The following is a 17,659-nucleotide window of genomic DNA, read 5'->3' as shown; positions in this document are numbered from 1 at the left end:
CGACAACCATTCTGTTAGCAGCTTTTAAACTAGTCCAGCGTGATTTCCAGGGCCAGACCGCGCAGCTCGTGAATAAGTACGTTGAATGACTCAGGAATATTCGGCTTGGGCAACACGTCGCCCTTCACAATGGCCTCGTAAGCTTTGGCACGGCCGATCACGTCGTCCGACTTCACCGTCAGGATTTCCTGCAGGATGTTCGAAGCACCGAAGGCTTCCAGTGCCCACACTTCCATTTCGCCGAAGCGCTGGCCACCGAACTGCGCCTTACCACCCAGCGGCTGCTGCGTGATGAGCGAGTACGGGCCGATCGAACGGGCGTGCATCTTGTCATCGACAAGGTGACCAAGCTTGAGCATGTAAATCACACCCACAGTTACCGGCTGATCGAAACGGTCGCCCGTCAGACCATCGTGCAGGTAAGCACGGCCCCAGTCGGGCAAGCCTGCTTCCGTCAGCTCACGAGCTACCTCTTCTTCGGTTGCACCGTCGAAGATCGGCGTCGAGTACTTGCGGCCCAGCTTTAAGCCAGCCCAGCCCAGTACCGTCTCGTAGATCTGACCAATGTTCATACGGCTCGGTACACCTAGGGGGTTGAGCACGATGTCCATCGGGGTGCCGTCGGGCAGGAAGGGCATGTCCTCATCGCGAACGATGCGGGCTACCACACCTTTGTTACCGTGACGACCGGCCATCTTGTCACCCACCTTCAGCTTGCGCTTCTTGGCGATGTATACCTTGGCCAGTTGAACGATACCAGCCGGGAGTTCGTCGCCAACCTCGAGGGTGAAACGGTCGCGCTTGAAGCGGGCCGTTACGATGTTACGGCGCTTGGTGTAGTTCTTCACCAGTTCCGCTACCATCGCATTGGTCTTCTCGTCGGTAGTCCAGTTCTCTAGGATGAGGTCCTTAAACAGGTTTACCTCTTCTGGCACGGCGTAGTTGCTCTCGTCCTTGTAGGGGTTCTTCTCGGGGAAGAGGGCATCGGTGATGTTCTTCTTACCAAATTTGGCCCCTTTGGCCAGCAGCTCATCGCCAAACTTGTGCTTAATGCCCTGTGACGTTTTGCCGTCGAGCAGTTGCACCAGCTTGTCGATCATGATGGCTTTCACACCGCGCAGCTCAGCAGCGTAACGGTCTTTCAGCTCCTCTACTTCGCGCTTCGACTTAGCGCGCAGGTTCTTGTCCTTTTTCGGACGCGAGAACAGCTTCGTCTCGATAACAACACCATTCAGAGAGGGTGGTGCCTTAAGCGAGGCATCCTTCACGTCGCCGGCCTTGTCGCCGAAGATGGCGCGGAGCAGCTTCTCTTCCGGAGTTGGGTCGGTCTCGCCTTTCGGCGTGATCTTACCAATTAGGATGTCGCCTTCACGAACCTCAGCACCGATGCGGATGATACCGTTCTCGTCGAGGTTGCGTACGGCTTCTTCGCTCACGTTCGGGATTTCCGAAGTCAGCTCTTCTTCGCCACGCTTGGTCTCGCGTACTTCCAGCTCAAATTCTTCGATGTGAATCGAAGTGAAGATATCGTCGCGAACTACACGCTCCGAAATTACGATGGCGTCCTCGAAGTTGTAACCTTGCCATGGCATGAACGCCACCTGCATGTTACGACCTAAGGCCAATTCGCCTGCTTCAGTAGCATAGCCTTCGCATAGCGGCTGGCCTTTTACTACTCGCTCGCCCTTCTTAACGATAGGCGTCAGGTTCAAGCAAGTGTCCTGGTTTGTACGGCGGAACTTGATCAGTTCGTAGGTTACGCGCTCCGCGTCGAAGCTCACTAGGATGTCTTCCTGAGTCAGATCATACTTAACGATGATCTTGTTAGCATCAACGTAATCGATAACACCGTCGCCTTCTGCTACCACCAGTGCACGCGAGTCAATAGCCACGCGGCCTTCGAGGCCGGTACCCACGATCGGGGCTTGCGGCTTCAACAACGGTACAGCCTGACGTTGCATGTTCGAGCCCATCAGCGCACGGTTAGCGTCATCGTGTTCCAAGAACGGAATCATCGAGGCGGCCACCGATACGATTTGGTTCGGTGCAACGTCCATGTAAGTGTACTCGGCCGGCTCTACTACCGGGAAGTCACCTTCAAAGCGGCCCTTAACACGCTCCGATAGGAAGTTGCCTTCGTCATCGATGCGGGCGTTAGCCTGTGCAATGTGATGCGTGTCTTCTTCCTCAGCGGTTAGGTATTTTACCGTCTCGCTTACGTCCACCTTGCCGTTCTCTACCGTGCGGTAAGGCGTCTCGATGAAGCCCATCGAGTTTACGCGAGCGTGCACGCACAGCGACGAAATCAGACCGATGTTTGGTCCTTCCGGTGTTTCGATGGTGCACAGACGGCCGTAGTGCGTGTAGTGAACGTCACGTACTTCGAAACCTGCACGCTCACGCGACAGACCTCCTGGCCCAAGAGCCGAAACGCGACGCTTGTGCGTCACCTCGGCCAGTGGGTTCGTCTGGTCCATGAACTGCGACAACTGGTTCGTACCGAAGAACGAGTTGATAACCGACGACAGCGTACGGGCATTGATCAGGTCAACAGGCTTGAAGTCCTCGTTGTCGCGCACGTTCATGCGCTCCTTGATCGTACGTGCCATACGAGCCAGACCTACGCCGAATTGGGCATACAGCTGCTCCCCTACGGTGCGCACGCGACGGTTCGACAAGTGGTCGATGTCGTCGACGATAGCCTTTGAGTTGATCAGGCCGATCAGGTATTTCACGATGAGAACAATATCCTCATTCGTGAGTACGCGAGCTTCCCAGTTCGTGTCGATGCCCAGCTTCTTGTTGATACGGTAGCGGCCTACGTCACCTAGGTCGTAACGCTTATCCGAGAAGAACAGCTTCTGGATAATGTCACGCGCGGTTTCCTCGTCCGGTGCTTCCGTATTGCGGAGCTGGCGATAAATCTGCTCTACAGCTTCCTTCTCAGAGTTAGAGTTATCCTTCTGAAGAGTATTGTAGATAATGGCGAAGTCGGCAATGTTGACGTTTTCGCGGTGCAGGATGATGGACTTCACGCCCGAATCCACGATGGTGTCGATATCCTCATCCTCAACGGTCGAGTCACGCTCCAACAACACCTCATTACGGTCAATTGAAACTACCTCACCGGTATCTTCGTCCACGAAGTCTTCCGTCCAAGTGCGGAGCACACGGGCGGCCAACTTGCGGCCAACTACCTTCTTGAGAGTTTTCTTGTCGGCTTTTACCTCTTCTGACAGCCCGAACAGGTCGAGGATGTCTTTGTCGGTGCCGTAGCCAATGGCGCGAAGCAGCGTCGTAACCGGGAATTTCTTCTTCCGGTCGATATACGCGTACATCACGTTGTTCACGTCCGTGGCGAATTCAATCCACGACCCTTTGAACGGAATGATACGGGCTGAATACAGCTTTGTACCATTCGTGTGCTTGCTCTGAGCGAAGAAAACGCCCGGCGAGCGGTGTAGCTGCGATACGATTACACGCTCTGCACCGTTGATAACGAACGAACCCTTTTCCGTCATGTAGGGAATGTTCCCGAGGAACACTTCCTGCTCGATGGTTTCGAAATCTTCGTTGTCTTCGTCGTTGCAAAGCAGACGCAGCTTGGCCTTCAGTGGCACCGAGTAAGTCAGGCCGCGGTCGATGCATTCGTCTACGGAATACTTCGGCGGATCTACGTGGTAGTCGATAAACTCCAGCACGAAGTTTTCCCGCGAATCCGAAATCGGAAAGTTCTCGGCAAATACTTTGAACAAGCCTTCGTTCGAACGGTTCTCCGCAGCCGTTTCCAACTGGAAGAAATCCCGGAACGACTGCAACTGCACGTCCAGGAAGTCCGGGTATTCGATTACCTTCTTAATCTTGGCGAAATTGATCCGCTCCTCGGCCGTAGCCTTTGCTTGGGGTGTAGCCAATGTGTTAAGAATTAAAATGACACTGGGAGGATGGAATCTTCAAACCATGCCAGTAGCGCGAGCCTATCACTCACGCATCGAAGAACAACCCTAAGGGCAAGAAAAACGTTCTTTGATGACATACTGCAGTGGTAAGTTCGCGCTACTGATTCGCCGAAAAACGCTCCCAGAGCGTTCAAACGGCCTTTAGCAAAGTTTGCAGGCTACAAACAGGAAAAGACCTGACTTAGTTGCCAGGTCTAATCCATGCTTGTCGGACTGAGAAACAGGTGCGGCAAATGGAATAAACCGAAACCTGTTTCCGTCTGATCAGTCCGGTTGAAGCAGGTAGAGTGAGGAGATTAATTACTTAATCTCTACTTCAGCACCAGCTTCTTCCAGTTGCTTCTTCAGGCCTTCAGCCTCATCCTTAGCAACACCTTCTTTCAGGGGCTTCGGAGCACCGTCAACCAGTTCTTTGGCTTCTTTCAGGCCCAGGCCGGTCAGGTCTTTCACCAGCTTAACTACAGCCAGTTTCTGAGCACCACCCGACTTCAGGATTACATCGAACGAAGTCTTTTCTTCGGGAGCGTCAGCAGCAGCGCCAGCACCACCACCAGCTACCATTACGGGAGCAGCAGCAGCCGGCTCAATGCCGTACTCGTCCTTCAGAATAGTGGCCAGTTCGTTAACTTCTTTAACGGTCAGGCTAACAAGCTGCTCTGCAAATGCTTTCAGATCTGCCATTTTGCAAAAAATTTGGGGAGTTGTTGAAAACGATGAATTGAGAGAGAAAGAGAGCAGCGGTTAGCCTGCGGCCTCTTCTTTTTCCGAAAGGGTTTTGAGGATGCCGGCCAGTTTGTTGCCGCCGCTCTGTAGAGCACCGATAACGTTTTTGGCGGGCGACTGCAGCAAGCCGATGATGTCACCGATAAGCTCTTGCTTGCCTTTGATAGTGCTCAGCGTCTCAAGCTGATTAGCACCCACGAACACATCGCTGTCGATGTAAGCACCTTTCAGAACGGGCTTCGGCTCAACGCCGCGGCCGTAGTTCTGCGACTTGTAAAAATCTTTCAGCAGCTTACCAGGAGCCGAACCCGATTCTCTCGAGAATAGGATACCCGACTGGCCTTTCAGCGCGGCGTCCATCGCCGAGGTATCGGCCGACAGACGATCCAACGCTTTGCGGATCAGCGTGTTCTTATAGACCTTGAATTCCATGCCGCGGTTGAAGCACAGGCGACGGAATTCGTTGATCTTAGCCACGGTCATGCCCGAAGCATCCGTGATGTAGAAGAAGCTGTACTCGCCGAACTTACCGGCCAGCTCATCTACGAGGGCGTATTTTTCTTCCTTCGTCATGATCAGGCGTATGCTTATTTAGCGGAAGTAACAGCAGTGTCAACCGGTACGCCAGGGCTCATCGTGCTCGAGAGCGTAATGCTCTTGATGTAAGTCCCTTTAGCCGACGAAGGCTTCAGACGCTGCAGGGTCTGAATCAGTTCGAAAGCGTTTTCTGCAAGCTTCTGCTCGTCGAACGACACTTTACCAACTGAGGTGTGAATGATTCCAGTTTTGTCAACTTTAAAGTCGATCTTACCAGCCTTCACTTCCTGCACAGCCTTAGCTACGTCCGTGGTTACGGTACCCGACTTCGGGTTCGGCATCAGGCCACGCGGACCCAACACACGGCCCAGACGGCCTACCTTGGCCATAACGGCCGGCATCGTAATGATTACGTCGATATCGGTCCAGCCTTTTTCGATCTTGGCGATGTAATCGTCAAGACCTACGTAGTCGGCGCCAGCAGCCGTAGCTTCGGCTTCTTTATCCGGGGTCACGAGGGCCAGTACACGAACGGTCTTACCCGTGCCGTGGGGCAGGGTTGCCACGCCACGAACCATCTGGTCAGCTTTGCGGGGGTCAACACCCAGACGTACGTCGATGTCTACCGAAGCGTCAAATTTAGTGTAGGTGATTTCCTTCACTACTTTGGCAGCGTCCTGCAGCGACCGTACTTCCGTCAGATCAAATTTGGCAAGGGCTTCCTTGCGCTTTTTGCTCACTTTTGCCATGGTCTGTCCCGATTACTTGGTGAGAGGATTTTCACCCGTGATGGTGAGACCCATGCTGCGAGCGGTGCCAGCTACGAGCTTCATGGCCGACTCGATCTTGAAAGCGTTCAAGTCGGGCATTTTCGTTTCGGCAATTTGGCGGACTTGGTCCCAGGTCACCGAGCCAACCTTATTACGGTTCGGCTCTTTCGACCCGCTCTGAATCTTCGCTGCTTCCATGAGCAGGATCGGCGCAGGCGGCGTCTTCACCACAAAGTCAAACGACTTGTCGGTGTACATGGTGATGAGAACAGGTAACACTTGACCGGCTTTATCCTGGGTGCGAGCATTGAACTGCTTGCAAAACTCCATGATGTTCAAGCCCTTCGAACCAAGTGCAGGTCCAATCGGCGGGGCGGGGTTAGCCGCGCCTCCCTTTACCTGAAGCTTCAGGTAACCTTTGATTTCCTTGGCCATTTGGTTTGTTAAACTTCGGCTTCAGGTGGCGCCTGATGCCGTTGTGGAAAATGCTCCTATCTGGAAGCAGCTACAAGTCAGGAGCGGACGACAAGTAACTCAACTGTAACAGTTTATTGTTCCTTTTCGACCTGTGTATAACTCAACTCAACTGGTTGAGCACGGCCGAAAATTTTGACGATTACATTCAACTTTTTGCGTTCCTCGAATACTTCATTTACAGTACCAGAGAAACCATTGAATGGTCCATCTATTACCTTAACTGTCTCGTTAACCACGAAGGGCACTTCTAGCGAAGCTGGCTGCTCCTCCGTTTCATCAACGATACCTAGAATGCGGTTTACCTCGCTCATGCGCAAGGGGACGGGTTTTGCGTTGGCCGCCTTTCCTTCCTTATCACTCAAAAACCCGAGCACACCAGGCGTAGTGGTGATTATGTGATCAACCTCACCATGCGATAAATCAGCATGAATAAGTATGTATCCAGGAAAGAAGCTACGCTCACGTACCCGCTTCTTACCGTTACGCATTTCGTACACCTTCTCGGCAGGAATTAGCACCTGGGGTACTAGCTCATCGAGACCGTGACGATGAATTTCGGTTTCGAGGTACTGCTTAGCTTTCTTCTCTTGGCCGCTCACTGAACGAACCACGTACCACTTCAATTCTCCCATTTTACTTCTGGCAAATAGTGAGACCTAGCGGAACGAATTGTAGAACGCCTTCAGCAGCGACTCAAACGTCACATCCATCAGGCCAACCACAATGGCAAACACAATGGAGCCGATGAGCACCAAACCGGCACTCTTCTGCAGCTCGTCAAAAGAAGGCCACGTCACCTTGTAACGCATCTCCTCGACGGTATCGCGGAAGTATTTCGACAACTTATCCATGTAGGGTGGCCGGTTGGCGGTAAGGCAAAGCCGGCCCCTTCAGCAGCGGCCGGCTTCTGGTTTCAATCAGCACGGGCGGAGAGATTCGAACTCCCATCAAAGGTTTTGGAGACCTCTATTCTACCCTTGAACTACGCCCGTGTATTACTCATTCAGATGTAAATGCTCTGAATGGGAGTGCAAATGTAGTGAAGCTTCTAGATAAAACAAATCCGCCCACGAAATTTTCGTGGGCGGATTGTCTTAACCTTTCGGTAATTAGTCGAGGATTTCAGTTACCTGACCGGCACCTACCGTACGGCCACCTTCACGGATAGCGAAACGGAGACCTTTTTCCATAGCTACCGAGTTGATCAGCTCAACAGTGATAGTTACGTTGTCACCAGGCATTACCATCTCTACGCCTTCAGCCAGCGAGATGATGCCAGTAACGTCGGTGGTGCGGAAGTAGAACTGCGGACGGTAGTTGTTGAAGAACGGCGTGTGACGGCCACCTTCTTCTTTCGACAGTACGTAAACTTCAGCCTTGAACTTTTTGTGAGGAGTTACCGAGCCGGGTTTGCAGATAACCATACCACGACGGATGGCTTCTTTTTCAATACCACGGAGCAACAGACCTACGTTGTCACCAGCTTCGCCACGGTCGAGGATCTTGCGGAACATCTCAACACCAGTTACGGTCGACTTGAGGTTCTCAGCACCCATACCGAGGATTTCAACTGGGTCACCCGAGTTGATAACACCGCGCTCGATACGACCCGTAGCCACGGTACCGCGGCCGGTGATCGAGAACACGTCTTCTACCGGCATCAGGAACGGCTGATCGGTCAGACGCGGAGGAATCGGGATAAAGTTATCAACAGCATCCATCAGAGCCTCGATGGTGCCTACCCACTTGGCATCGCCGTTCAGACCACCTAGGGCCGAACCTTGGATAACCGGAATGTTGTCACCGTCGAAGTCGTAGAACGACAGCAGCTCGCGGATTTCCATCTCAACGAGTTCGAGCAGCTCGGGGTCGTCAACCATGTCCACTTTGTTCATGAACACAACCAGCTGCGGTACACCTACCTGGCGAGCCAGCAGGATGTGTTCGCGGGTCTGGGGCATCGGGCCGTCGGTAGCAGCTACTACGAGGATAGCGCCGTCCATCTGAGCAGCACCAGTTACCATGTTCTTCACATAGTCAGCGTGACCAGGGCAGTCAACGTGAGCGTAGTGACGGTTGGCAGTTGCGTACTCTACGTGAGCGGTGTTGATGGTGATACCGCGCTCTTTTTCCTCAGGAGCGTTGTCGATCGAGGAGAAGTCACGCTTAGCAGCCAGACCTTTGTTTGCCAACACGGTGGTGATGGCGGCGGTCAGGGTCGTTTTGCCGTGGTCCACGTGACCGATCGTGCCGATGTTTACGTGCGGCTTGGACCGGTCAAAACTTTCTTTAGCCATTGTAAGGAGATTGGGAAGAAATTTTGAGGAAAAAGAGGATGCGAAACGCGCTGCGTGTATACTGCAAGAAAGCGAAACGCAGACTTCTCCTTAGGAAAAACTGCACGTCGCTTGCTGCAGGCCATACGGCGGCAGGCGCGCTGCCCCGTTGGTATCACTCTTGAGCCGTTGCGGGGATTTGAACCCCGGACCTCTTCCTTACCAAGGAAGTGCTCTACCCCTGAGCTACAACGGCTGGTATTTCAAGTCATCGCTTAAGCTTAGGCAGAAAGAGCGGGAGACGAGGTTCGAACCCGCGACCTGCAGCTTGGAAGGCTGCCGCTCTACCAACTGAGCTACTCCCGCGTAAGGCAATGACAAGAAAGGGTGTGGGGGGAGAAGGATTCGAACCTTCGAAGTCGTAAGACAACGGATTTACAGTCCGTCCCATTTGGCCGCTCTGGAATCCCCCCATTTTGCTATAGCGCCTGTCGATTACTGGCACTGTTTCTCCATTCAGATCTAGCTTGTTGCAGCTCGATTGCTGAATGGAGACGCAAAATTAGATGCTTTAGGATGCAAGTCAAGCAGTCGATCAAAAAAACTAGATGATTTTTTTTCTTATTGACTCTGGTTTTGATCTAAGTTGCGCTACTGCAGCAGGTTATATATACCTACCAGTCGTTCATCTTTTTCTTTGCTGCGGATGTCTGCAAGTGTTGTTTTCAGTGTGGGCATGTTCCCGGCGAGGGTACTAAGGCCCTTGTATGCCCCCAACCTCACCTCGTATCGAGGGTTCGTACGGGCCATGACTTCCATTTTCCTTACTGCCTTGTCGCGTTCAACCGCAGGTATCCGAAGCATGAAGTTTCCTAGGTCCTGCAACAGTTGGTACAAGGTGGCAGCATCTGCATCGTCCATTTGCGACAAATACCATTGGTAATGATCCAAGCTGCCATTCAGCGCGAAATAGTTTGATAGGGCCCCAACAATTACCGGGTTTTTGTCATTGCGCAACGCTTCGATGCGTTGTTGCGCATTAACTGTTGGCGACTTGGCCAAGGCGTTGATGGCCGCTCCTAGCACAGCGTATGAGCTGTCGTTCAGCGCTTTGGCATAGATAGTCCCAAAATCTTCGTTTTGGAAGGTAGTAAGAGCACTTAGCCCGGTTGCACGCACGCGGCTATCCTTGTCGGTAGTGGCAACGCGCTCAAGTTCTTTTCTAATAGCGCCTCCCTCAGGCCCTCGATAGCGTCTCAATGCTTCTGCAGCTGCAGCCCGAACGCCCCAAAACGAATCGTTCAAGGCGTGGCGCATCATGCCGCTTACAGCCAAGTCGCCAACTTTGGAGCGAAGCTCTTCAATGGCTTGGGTTTTTGATAGGAAGTTACGGGCGTGATAATACTGGTAAAGTAACTCCTCCTGGCTTTTCTCCTCCGTGAGCTCGGCCAGCAAAATCTTCTCCGAATCGAAGTGAACCAAGCTTGGGCGTTGGCTTGCTGGCAGCTGGAATGTTTGACTAGCTTTTGTAACCACAATTTTGTGGTCGGTAGGCTGGTTGTTTACCCAAGTGGTAACAGTAACGGGCAAACGGTAAACCGGCTGGTAAGTAGTATCCTGCTTCTGCACAACCTGCAGAGAGACCTTACCGTCGGCGTACGAGTGCGACACCTTGATGGTGGGGTGGCCGCGTTGCATAAACCATTGGTCGAAGAACCACATAAGGTCCTCTCCTGTCACGTCTTCGAAGGCCATTCGCAGTTCGGCTACTTCTACAGACGTCAGCTTGTGTGTTGTAAGGTATTTATTTAGAGCCGTGAAAAAAGCATCATCGCCAATGTAGTTGCGCAACATATGTAGCACCCGCCCACCCTTTTCGTAAGAATGTCGGTCGAACATATCCTCCTTATCGGCATAACGATACCTAATGAGCGGTTCGCGCTTCGATTGAGCTTCTTCTAGGTATAAATTGGTTTGGCGGTGACCCAACATATCAGCCGCCTGTTTGCCATACTTGTATTCCGTCCAGAGATATTCGGAGTAATCGGCTAGTGATTCATTAAGCGGCAGGTTCGACCATGACTCAGTAGTAACGTAGTCGCCGAACCACTGGTGAAAAATTTCGTGCGCAATTACTTCTTCGTCGTTGCCGTCGATCAGTTGTCGGCGGGTTTTTTGCACGAAATCGCCGTGCACCGTGGCGGTGGTGTTTTCCATCGCTCCCGACACGTAATCGCGCACAACTACCTGCGCGTATTTCTCCCATGGGAAATCTACCCCCAGCTTTTTCGAGAAGAACTCGAGCATTTCGGGAGTATGGCCGAAAATAGCCTTAGCGTGTGCCGCGTACTGAGGCTCCACGTAGTAGTCGATGGCTTTGCCGCGCCACGTATCACTTACCACGGCAAAATCACCAACGGCCATCATGGCAAGGTAGGGCGCATGCGGGATGCTTTGCTTCCACGTATCGGTGCGCGTACCATCGCTGTTTTTCTTAGACGACACCAACAAGCCGTTCGACAGCGTTTTAAATTGCTGATCGACAGTCATGCTTATTTCCTGCGACATGCGCTGGTTAGGACGGTCGATGGTAGGAAACCAGCAGGAGTTGGCTTCGGTCTCGCCTTGCGTCCAGATCTGCTTCGGCTTGTTCTTCTCGGTACCTAGCGGGTTAATAAAGTACAAGCCCTTATCGGCAGTAATGGCAGCGCTACCCCCTACTGCTAACTCGTTTGGCTTGGCGATGTACTGAATGCGGACCTGGTACGGCTCGGTACGGTTGTAAGCCTTATCCAGCGTAATGGCTAAGCGTCGTTTGTCGTACTGGTAGTTCAAGGCCTTTTCCTTGCCACCCGTTACCAACTTAACCGACTTAACCTCGAAGCCTTTGGCATCGAGCACTAACTGCGTTTGTGGGTAGAAGTGCGGGCGTACGGTTACCGTAGCTACACCTAGCAGCCATTGCTTTGTCCAGTCGAATCGGACATCAAGTTTGGTGTCGACGAGGTCGTGCAACAGGGTGGCAGCCGGCTGGATAGGATTAACTGGCGGCAGCCAGTTGGGCACTATCAGAATGGACTGCGACGAGATTTGCGCCTGACCGGGTGTTTCGGTAGACGCGGGCTTATTCGGGGCGTTCTTCTTAGGCGTTCCGGACTTATTGGCTTGCCCCAGCGAGTTGAAGGGCAAAGCAATAGCCAAAACAAGAGCACCGACTGCCGGGTATTTCATTGCGCTGGATTTGGGGTAATCTGGGGGTTGAAGTTCCGAAATAATTTCAGATTACGCCTATCTTTAAGCCCTTTTCCGCTGCTTTCTACCCCTTATTTCCACCCGTATGCTACAGGTTCGTACCGGCTCTCAACAGTCTTGGAATATCGATTTCAAACCAAATGAAATTAGTATTGACGGGGAGCCATTTAGCTGGGACCTTGTAAGCCTAGGCGAAGGCCGCTACCATTTGTTGTGGGAGGGGCGTTCCTATTCGGCTGAGCTTTTGGAGATAGATGCGGCCAATAAGCAAGTATGGCTTAAGCTAAACGGCCAGCGCTTTGAACTGCAAGCCAAGGACAAGTTTGATCTGCTACTGGAGAAACTCGGCATGAGCGAGGCAGCGAGCAACAAGATCAACGAGGTAAAGGCCCCGATGCCCGGCTTGATTGTAGACATTCGGGTAACGCCTGGCCAAGCGGTACAGAAAGGCGATGCTCTGCTGGTGCTTGAGGCCATGAAAATGGAGAACATCCTCAAGTCGCCCGGCGATGGTGTGGTTAGCGCCGTAAAAGTGAACCTGCGCGATAACGTGAACAAAGGGCAAGTACTGGTGCAATTTGCCTAAAAGGCCAGTTGCTGCACCTAGGCTATTGTCGCTTAGCGAAAGTTAAACAACCTAATCTGAGAACGTTGAAGTACAACCGAATTCTGTTGAAGCTGAGCGGCGAAGCCCTCATGGGCCGGCAACAATACGGCATCGATGCCGAGCGTCTGATGCAATACGCCGAGGAAGTCCGGGCGGTGGCGCAGTTGGGCGTGCAAGTAGCCGTGGTAATTGGCGGCGGCAACATCTTTCGCGGCGTACAGGCCGAAGCTTTTGGCCTCGACCGCGTACAGGGCGACTACATGGGTATGCTGGCTACCGTTATCAACTCGATGGCGCTGCAAAGCGCTCTAGAGAAGCTGGGCATTCCAACGCGTCTGCTTTCGGGAGTTACCATTCAGCGCGTGTGCGAACCTTATATCCGCCGCCGAGCATTGCGCCACCTCGAGAAAGGCCGCGTGGTAATTTTTGGCGCGGGCATTGGCTCGCCCTACTTTACCACCGATTCGGCCGCATCGTTGCGGGCTATTGAGGTAGAAGCGGATGTGGTGCTTAAGGGCACTCGGGTTGACGGCATTTATACCGCCGATCCAGAGAAAGACCCATCGGCCACCCGCTTCCCGCAGATTACCTTCGATGAGGTAATGGAGAAGAACCTTAACGTGATGGACATGACGGCCTTCACGCTCTGCAAGGAGAATAATTTGCCCATTATTGTGTTCGACATGAACAAAGAGGGCAACCTGCTTAAGTTAGTGCAAGGCGAAACCGTAGGCACGCTGGTGACCATGAGTGGCACCCCAACTCCCGATGCCGACGTTGAGCCCAGCCTAGCACCCGATTTAAAGCAAGCTTCTAGTACGCAAGCAGAGCAAGCCTGAACAGGGCAGCTACGTTTGTAGCCGCCCCATTTAAGCACTCAACTTTTAACATTTAATTTTTCAGAAGTGGACGAAGAAATTCAGCTGTACCTGAGCGACGCCGAGGAGTCGATGGGCAAAGCCCTGCAGCACACCAACACCGAGTTGTCGCGCATTCGGGCTGGTAAAGCCACCCCGACCATGCTCGATTCGTTGCGCGTAGATTACTACGGCTCCCCCACCCCGGTAGCACAGGTAGCCAATGTTTCGGCTCCCGATGCCCGCTCGCTGGTTATCCGCCCCTGGGAAAAAAACATGCTGGGTGAAATTTCGAAGGCCATCAAAAACAGTGACCTAGGCCTAAACCCAGTAATGGATGCTGACTCGGTACGCCTGAACCTGCCGCCCATGACGGAGGAACGTCGCCGCGACCTGGTGAAGCAAGTAAAAAATGAGGCTGAAAACGGCAAAATCCGCATTCGCGGTATCCGCAAAGACGTGAATGAGTCGTTGCGTAAGCTGCTGAAAGACGGCGCCTCGGAGGATGCCGTTAAGGATGCTGAAGCCAAGGTGCAGAAATACACCGATAGCTACATCGTAAAGATCGACGACTTGATGAGCAAGAAGGAAGCCGAGATCATGACGATCTAAGCTCCTAGGTGATGAAAACAGAAAGGCCCGGTTACAGATGTAACCGGGCCTTTCTGTTTTCATCACCTAGGAGGTGCGCCAATGACCAGCTTCGTTGATACGCTGTAATACAGCATCGGGCACGAGGTAGCGAACCGATTTGCCTGCCCGCACACTGTTGCGAACGAACGTAGCCGAGATATCGAGCAAAGGAGCACTTGCAATGCGTACGTTGTTGGGCAACTCGCTCGGGAGCACTTCGCCGGGCCTTGGGTACACGTAAATACTTATCTCGCTAAGCAGGCGCTCGGCCGCTTTCCACCTAGGAAGCCCCGGCAAATTGTCGCCGCCCATTAAAAGCACGAACTGCGTACCCGGATGGCGGGCACGCAGTTCGTCGAGGGTATCGATGGTGTAGCTCGGGCGGGGCATATCAAACTCCACATCCGAGGCTTGCAGTTTGTGGTTGCCAGTAATGGCTAGGTTTACCATAGCCAAGCGCTCCTGCTCGGGCAACAACTCCTCTCCCACCTTAAACGGGCTCTGCGGCGACACCACCAGCCACACCGCATCAAGGTCGGTGTGCGTGGCCATGTGGTTAGCCACAATCAGGTGTCCGGTATGAATGGGATTGAAGGAGCCGAAAAGCAGCCCCACACGCCGCGGGGTATTCATCAGACAATTGCCAACTCGGCTGTGATGAAGTCACGCACGAGCTTTTCGGCCTGCGCGGTGGCTTGGTCCAAATCGTCGTTGACGATAACGGCATCAAACCGATCTTCAAACGTAAGCTCGAAGTTGGCCTTGTACAGTCGGGCTGAAATGCTAGAAGCCGAATCGGTAGCTCGCGCCTTCAAACGCTGCTCTAGTACCTCCAATGATGGGGGCTTCACGAAGATGCACAACGCGCGGTCTTTGTAAAACTCCTTTACACTGAGGCCACCTTTCACGTCGATATCGAGAATGGCGTGCTTACCGCCGCTCCAGATACGTTCGATTTCGGATTTCAGGGTTCCGTAGTAAGAGCCTTCGTAGACTTCTTCCCACTCCACGAACTCATCGTGGCGGATTTTCTCCTGAAACTCCTGAACCGTAATGAAATAGTAGTCCTTGCCGTTCTGCTCGGTGCGGCCGCGCCGGTCGCGCGTGCACGCCGAGATAGAAAAGCTCAGCTCCGGAATACGCTCCATGAGCCGATGGACGATGGTGGTTTTACCAGCGCCTGATGGCGCCGAAAAGGCGATAATCTTCCCCTGCATGGGGCAAAATTAGACCTTTTCGGACTGCACTCGCGCTAGAATGTTATCAGAAAGACCAGTGGGCACCCCTTTGCGGCCTACGTACTGGTTCAGGAAGTCAACGAAAATGCGCTGCTTGTCAATGCTATCGAAGCACGGAGAGCAATCTTCGGCATGGTTAACGAAGTATTCCTCGTCTTCCACGTTGGGCTCTTGGCCCACGATGATTTGATCGAGAATGGTATTCACACGCTCACAGTCGGCGCCGACGGCAGTGGTAGCAGCCGCGCCTTGTTGGTTGGGTGTAGACTTCGTGGCCATAACGGGGAAGGTAATGTGGTGGAGGGAGGAAGTTAAATGTACTTAGTCTTCATCTTCGTCGTACGCTTCGGCAACATCGGCTTCTTCAGAATCGTTGCCGTAGCCCATTTTTTTTGCGTAGCGCTCGAGCTTGTCTTTGAGGAAATTACGGGCTCGGTGCAGACGCGAGCGGACCGTACCGATCGGAATATCGAGCACCTTGGCCATCTCCTCGTAGGTAAACCCTTCTAGGTCGCAGAGAATAATGACGGTGCGGAAATCCACCGGCAGCGAGTTCAACGCGCTAGCTACTTCATCGCCGATCAGATCCCGGGTGGCCTGCTGGCGCAAATCGGGCGAGGTAGAACCTGTGTCGCCCTCGGCATCGACTTCTTCCGTGTTGTAGTAACCCTCAATCTCGCTGTAGTCGACCTTGGCGGGTTGCTTGCTCTTCTTCCGGAAGTCGTTGATGAACGAATTTTTCAGGATGCGAAACAGCCACGCTTTTGCGTTGGTTCCCGGCTCAAAGTACTCGAAGAAGCGGTAGGCCTTTAGATAAGTCTCCTGCACGAGGTCGTTGGCATCGTCCTCGTCGAGGGTGAGACGGTAGGCAAAGTTGTACAGCGAATCCAGCACGGGCAGCAGCTCGGCCTGGAATCGGCGGTCTTTCTCCTCCTTGCTCAGTTTAGGTACCCGTTCGGGAGTGTCGCTCATAAAAGGGAGTATTCGGGCAAGCGCACGGCGGTAGTGCCGCGGAATAAATGTAACGAAAGGAAGGGCTCAGAGGGTTGCGTTGTGGTTTTGTGCCCGCCGTTCGGCAGCCACCACCAGAAATCCATAGAGGAAAGCAAACAAGTTGAACCCGATTTGCAGCTCCAGCAGCGAATCGGCCAAGGCCGCCGCTCCAAAAGTCAGCAAGAAATACCTCACGTACGGATTGCGCCGCAAAGAGGGTTGCACTAGTGGCCCAATAAGCACCCACAGCCATACGGCGAGGCCCAGCACCCCGCTGCCCACTAAGTAGTGCAAATACTGATTGTGCACCATAACCCAATTTTCGGGCTTGAGGCCGTAGCTGCGCCACGAGAACTGCTCCATCAGGGCTTGGCGCACATCGGCGGGAGCTACGCCCAACCACGGGTGCCGTTTGGCCAAGGTGAGGGCGTTTTGCCAGGCCGCTAAGCGCCGCGATAAGGAAAATTGGTTGATGTCGTGGCCTCGTTGAAACTGCTCCAGATCGTAGAGCGTGCTGGATACGCGTTCCTGCACCGACTCCAAATTGTAGTAAGCGCCAGCGGCCAACAGTACACCTAGGGCAACCAACCCTAGCGCAAGCAGTGGTTTACGCTTTAGCAACAGCAGCACAACAGCGCCCAAGGCTAGATAAAAAGCCATGAGCCCGGTGCGGTAGGCCAGTACATGCAAGCTGCTGACAGCTATAACTCCGGCAGTTAGCAGCAGCCACCTAGGAGCTTTGCCCAGATTGGGCTCACGGCTTAGCGGCACCGCGAAGAAAGCAGCCAACGCTAGCAAAATGCCGAAGTGAATGTGAAAGATGCCCGAAACCGAAGGCACGTTTTGCCCCACCCGGATGAGGTCTTGCGCAGCTTGCTGATCGAGTAAGTAACGACCAACAGTAGCAGCGCCCAACAGCGCCGTTGTACCCACAAAAAAGCCTCCTAAGCCCATACGCTGGCACCTGGTAAGCGGCACCGCAAGGCTGAAAGCCAATGGTACCCCAATCAGTGGCAGCTGACGATATACCTCGTGCCGCCAAATAGGCCAATCTTGCGTGTACCACCACGAAAACGGCATTAGCAAGTAAAGTGCTGCTAAGCGCAGGGCCGAACGATTACGCAACCAATGAGGTATTTCGCGGCGGACGTTGGGGTTTAGGCCAGCAGCTATTACGGCAGCTACAGGCGCCAACGCTACAAAAGCACGCGCCGTGAAGAGCAAACCTACCATACCACCTAGGCAGGCTACCAGCAGCAAATACTGCGATAGATAGCCGTTGCGGTACCAGCGGGCAAGCACAGGTAGGATGAATGATGGGTGCAACTCCGAAAACA

17 protein-coding genes and 4 tRNA genes are annotated in these 17,659 nt (G+C 53.3%); 3 read left to right on the top strand and 18 right to left on the bottom strand.

What is annotated here, in order from left to right:
* Positions 1–29: 29 nt before the first annotated feature.
* The 13 genes from rpoB to ASU33_RS17660 all read right to left on the bottom strand — a co-directional run bounded on the left by rpoB (position 30) and on the right by ASU33_RS17660 (position 11,973).
* A complete protein-coding gene (gene rpoB / locus ASU33_RS17720) occupies positions 30–3,914 on the bottom strand; it encodes a DNA-directed RNA polymerase subunit beta (RefSeq protein WP_059072157.1) in 3,885 nt (1,294 codons plus the stop codon).
* Positions 3,915–4,259: 345 nt separating this feature from the next.
* The gene (gene rplL / locus ASU33_RS17715) at positions 4,260–4,640 is read right to left on the bottom strand and encodes a 50S ribosomal protein L7/L12 (protein ID WP_059072156.1); all 381 of its coding nucleotides are present in this window, start codon (positions 4,638–4,640) and stop codon (positions 4,260–4,262) included.
* A 60-nt stretch (positions 4,641–4,700) separates the two neighbouring features.
* The gene (gene rplJ / locus ASU33_RS17710; RefSeq protein ID WP_059072155.1) at positions 4,701–5,255 is read right to left on the bottom strand and encodes a 50S ribosomal protein L10; all 555 of its coding nucleotides are present in this window, start codon (positions 5,253–5,255) and stop codon (positions 4,701–4,703) included.
* 14 nt (positions 5,256–5,269) lie between these two features.
* Complete coding sequence (rplA, locus tag ASU33_RS17705; RefSeq protein WP_059072154.1) at positions 5,270–5,968, bottom strand: 50S ribosomal protein L1; 699 nt, start codon at positions 5,966–5,968, stop codon at positions 5,270–5,272.
* Positions 5,969–5,980: 12 nt separating this feature from the next.
* Positions 5,981–6,424 (bottom strand): 50S ribosomal protein L11, encoded by a 444-nt coding sequence (gene rplK, locus ASU33_RS17700; RefSeq protein WP_059072153.1) that lies wholly within the window; start codon positions 6,422–6,424, stop codon positions 5,981–5,983.
* Positions 6,425–6,537: 113 nt separating this feature from the next.
* The gene (gene nusG / locus ASU33_RS17695) at positions 6,538–7,098 is read right to left on the bottom strand and encodes a transcription termination/antitermination protein NusG (protein ID WP_059072152.1); all 561 of its coding nucleotides are present in this window, start codon (positions 7,096–7,098) and stop codon (positions 6,538–6,540) included.
* Between the two features lie 24 nt (positions 7,099–7,122).
* A complete protein-coding gene (gene secE / locus ASU33_RS17690) occupies positions 7,123–7,317 on the bottom strand; it encodes a preprotein translocase subunit SecE (RefSeq protein WP_059072151.1) in 195 nt (64 codons plus the stop codon).
* Between the two features lie 70 nt (positions 7,318–7,387).
* Positions 7,388–7,458 (bottom strand) — tRNA-Trp (locus tag ASU33_RS17685).
* A gap of 117 nt (positions 7,459–7,575) precedes the next feature.
* Positions 7,576–8,763 carry an elongation factor Tu gene (tuf, locus tag ASU33_RS17680; RefSeq protein WP_059072150.1) on the bottom strand — a complete coding sequence of 396 codons (1,188 nt, stop codon included), beginning with the start codon at positions 8,761–8,763 and terminating at the stop codon, positions 7,576–7,578.
* A 163-nt stretch (positions 8,764–8,926) separates the two neighbouring features.
* Positions 8,927–8,998 (bottom strand) — tRNA-Thr (locus tag ASU33_RS17675).
* A gap of 37 nt (positions 8,999–9,035) precedes the next feature.
* Positions 9,036–9,108, bottom strand: a tRNA-Gly gene (locus tag ASU33_RS17670).
* A gap of 24 nt (positions 9,109–9,132) precedes the next feature.
* Positions 9,133–9,215, bottom strand: a tRNA-Tyr gene (locus tag ASU33_RS17665).
* Between the two features lie 178 nt (positions 9,216–9,393).
* Entirely contained in the window at positions 9,394–11,973 is a 2,580-nt protein-coding gene (locus ASU33_RS17660; RefSeq protein ID WP_059072149.1) for a M1 family metallopeptidase, read from the bottom strand.
* Positions 11,974–12,079: 106 nt separating this feature from the next.
* Between ASU33_RS17660 and ASU33_RS17655 the strand changes: the two genes are divergently transcribed.
* The 3 genes from ASU33_RS17655 (at position 12,080) to frr (ending at position 14,070) form a co-directional block, all read left to right on the top strand.
* Positions 12,080–12,580 (top strand): acyl-CoA carboxylase biotin carboxyl carrier protein subunit, encoded by a 501-nt coding sequence (locus ASU33_RS17655; protein ID WP_059072148.1) that lies wholly within the window; start codon positions 12,080–12,082, stop codon positions 12,578–12,580.
* A 65-nt stretch (positions 12,581–12,645) separates the two neighbouring features.
* Complete coding sequence (gene pyrH, locus ASU33_RS17650; protein ID WP_059072147.1) at positions 12,646–13,440, top strand: UMP kinase; 795 nt, start codon at positions 12,646–12,648, stop codon at positions 13,438–13,440.
* Between the two features lie 66 nt (positions 13,441–13,506).
* The gene (frr, locus tag ASU33_RS17645; protein WP_059072146.1) at positions 13,507–14,070 is read left to right on the top strand and encodes a ribosome recycling factor; all 564 of its coding nucleotides are present in this window, start codon (positions 13,507–13,509) and stop codon (positions 14,068–14,070) included.
* Positions 14,071–14,136: 66 nt separating this feature from the next.
* Here the strand turns inward: frr and nadD are convergent, their stop codons facing one another.
* The 5 genes from nadD to ASU33_RS17620 form a co-directional block, all read right to left on the bottom strand.
* On the bottom strand, positions 14,137–14,724 hold the full coding sequence (gene nadD / locus ASU33_RS17640) for a nicotinate (nicotinamide) nucleotide adenylyltransferase (protein ID WP_059072145.1): 588 nt from the start codon (positions 14,722–14,724) through the stop codon (positions 14,137–14,139).
* Positions 14,724–15,308, bottom strand: a complete 585-nt coding sequence (gene gmk / locus ASU33_RS17635; RefSeq protein WP_059072144.1) for a guanylate kinase — start codon at positions 15,306–15,308, stop codon at positions 14,724–14,726. The genes nadD and gmk overlap by 1 nt, the downstream gene beginning before the upstream one ends.
* A 9-nt stretch (positions 15,309–15,317) precedes the next feature.
* A complete protein-coding gene (locus ASU33_RS17630; protein ID WP_059072143.1) occupies positions 15,318–15,608 on the bottom strand; it encodes a hypothetical protein in 291 nt (96 codons plus the stop codon).
* Positions 15,609–15,650: 42 nt separating this feature from the next.
* Positions 15,651–16,301, bottom strand: coding sequence for a sigma-70 family RNA polymerase sigma factor (locus ASU33_RS17625; protein WP_059072142.1), 651 nt, complete (start codon positions 16,299–16,301; stop codon positions 15,651–15,653).
* A gap of 66 nt (positions 16,302–16,367) precedes the next feature.
* A complete protein-coding gene (locus ASU33_RS17620) occupies positions 16,368–17,624 on the bottom strand; it encodes an O-antigen ligase family protein (RefSeq protein ID WP_160328236.1) in 1,257 nt (418 codons plus the stop codon).
* Positions 17,625–17,659: the final 35 nt, after the last annotated feature.

It is taken from the genome of Solirubrum puertoriconensis (assembly GCF_001483135.1).
In the GTDB taxonomy this organism is placed as follows: domain Bacteria; phylum Bacteroidota; class Bacteroidia; order Cytophagales; family Hymenobacteraceae; genus Solirubrum; species Solirubrum puertoriconensis.
This window is presented reverse-complemented; position numbering and strand designations above follow the sequence as displayed.

Bases quoted from the DNA above. Each gene is read 5' to 3' on its own strand.
- ASU33_RS17655 (WP_059072148.1), top strand. From the start codon at position 12,080: ATGCTACAGGTTCGTACCGGCTCTCAACAGTCTTGGAATATCGATTTC.
- tuf (WP_059072150.1), bottom strand. From the start codon at position 8,763: ATGGCTAAAGAAAGTTTTGACCGGTCCAAGCCGCACGTAAACATCGGC.
- ASU33_RS17660 (WP_059072149.1), bottom strand. From the start codon at position 11,973: ATGAAATACCCGGCAGTCGGTGCTCTTGTTTTGGCTATTGCTTTGCCC.
- nusG (WP_059072152.1), bottom strand. From the start codon at position 7,098: ATGGGAGAATTGAAGTGGTACGTGGTTCGTTCAGTGAGCGGCCAAGAG.
- rplA (WP_059072154.1), bottom strand. From the start codon at position 5,968: ATGGCAAAAGTGAGCAAAAAGCGCAAGGAAGCCCTTGCCAAATTTGAT.
- gmk (WP_059072144.1), bottom strand. From the start codon at position 15,308: ATGCAGGGGAAGATTATCGCCTTTTCGGCGCCATCAGGCGCTGGTAAA.
- secE (WP_059072151.1), bottom strand. From the start codon at position 7,317: ATGGATAAGTTGTCGAAATACTTCCGCGATACCGTCGAGGAGATGCGT.
- rplK (WP_059072153.1), bottom strand. From the start codon at position 6,424: ATGGCCAAGGAAATCAAAGGTTACCTGAAGCTTCAGGTAAAGGGAGGC.
- ASU33_RS17630 (WP_059072143.1), bottom strand. From the start codon at position 15,608: ATGGCCACGAAGTCTACACCCAACCAACAAGGCGCGGCTGCTACCACT.
- ASU33_RS17625 (WP_059072142.1), bottom strand. From the start codon at position 16,301: ATGAGCGACACTCCCGAACGGGTACCTAAACTGAGCAAGGAGGAGAAA.
- nadD (WP_059072145.1), bottom strand. From the start codon at position 14,724: ATGAATACCCCGCGGCGTGTGGGGCTGCTTTTCGGCTCCTTCAATCCC.
- rplJ (WP_059072155.1), bottom strand. From the start codon at position 5,255: ATGACGAAGGAAGAAAAATACGCCCTCGTAGATGAGCTGGCCGGTAAG.
- rplL (WP_059072156.1), bottom strand. From the start codon at position 4,640: ATGGCAGATCTGAAAGCATTTGCAGAGCAGCTTGTTAGCCTGACCGTT.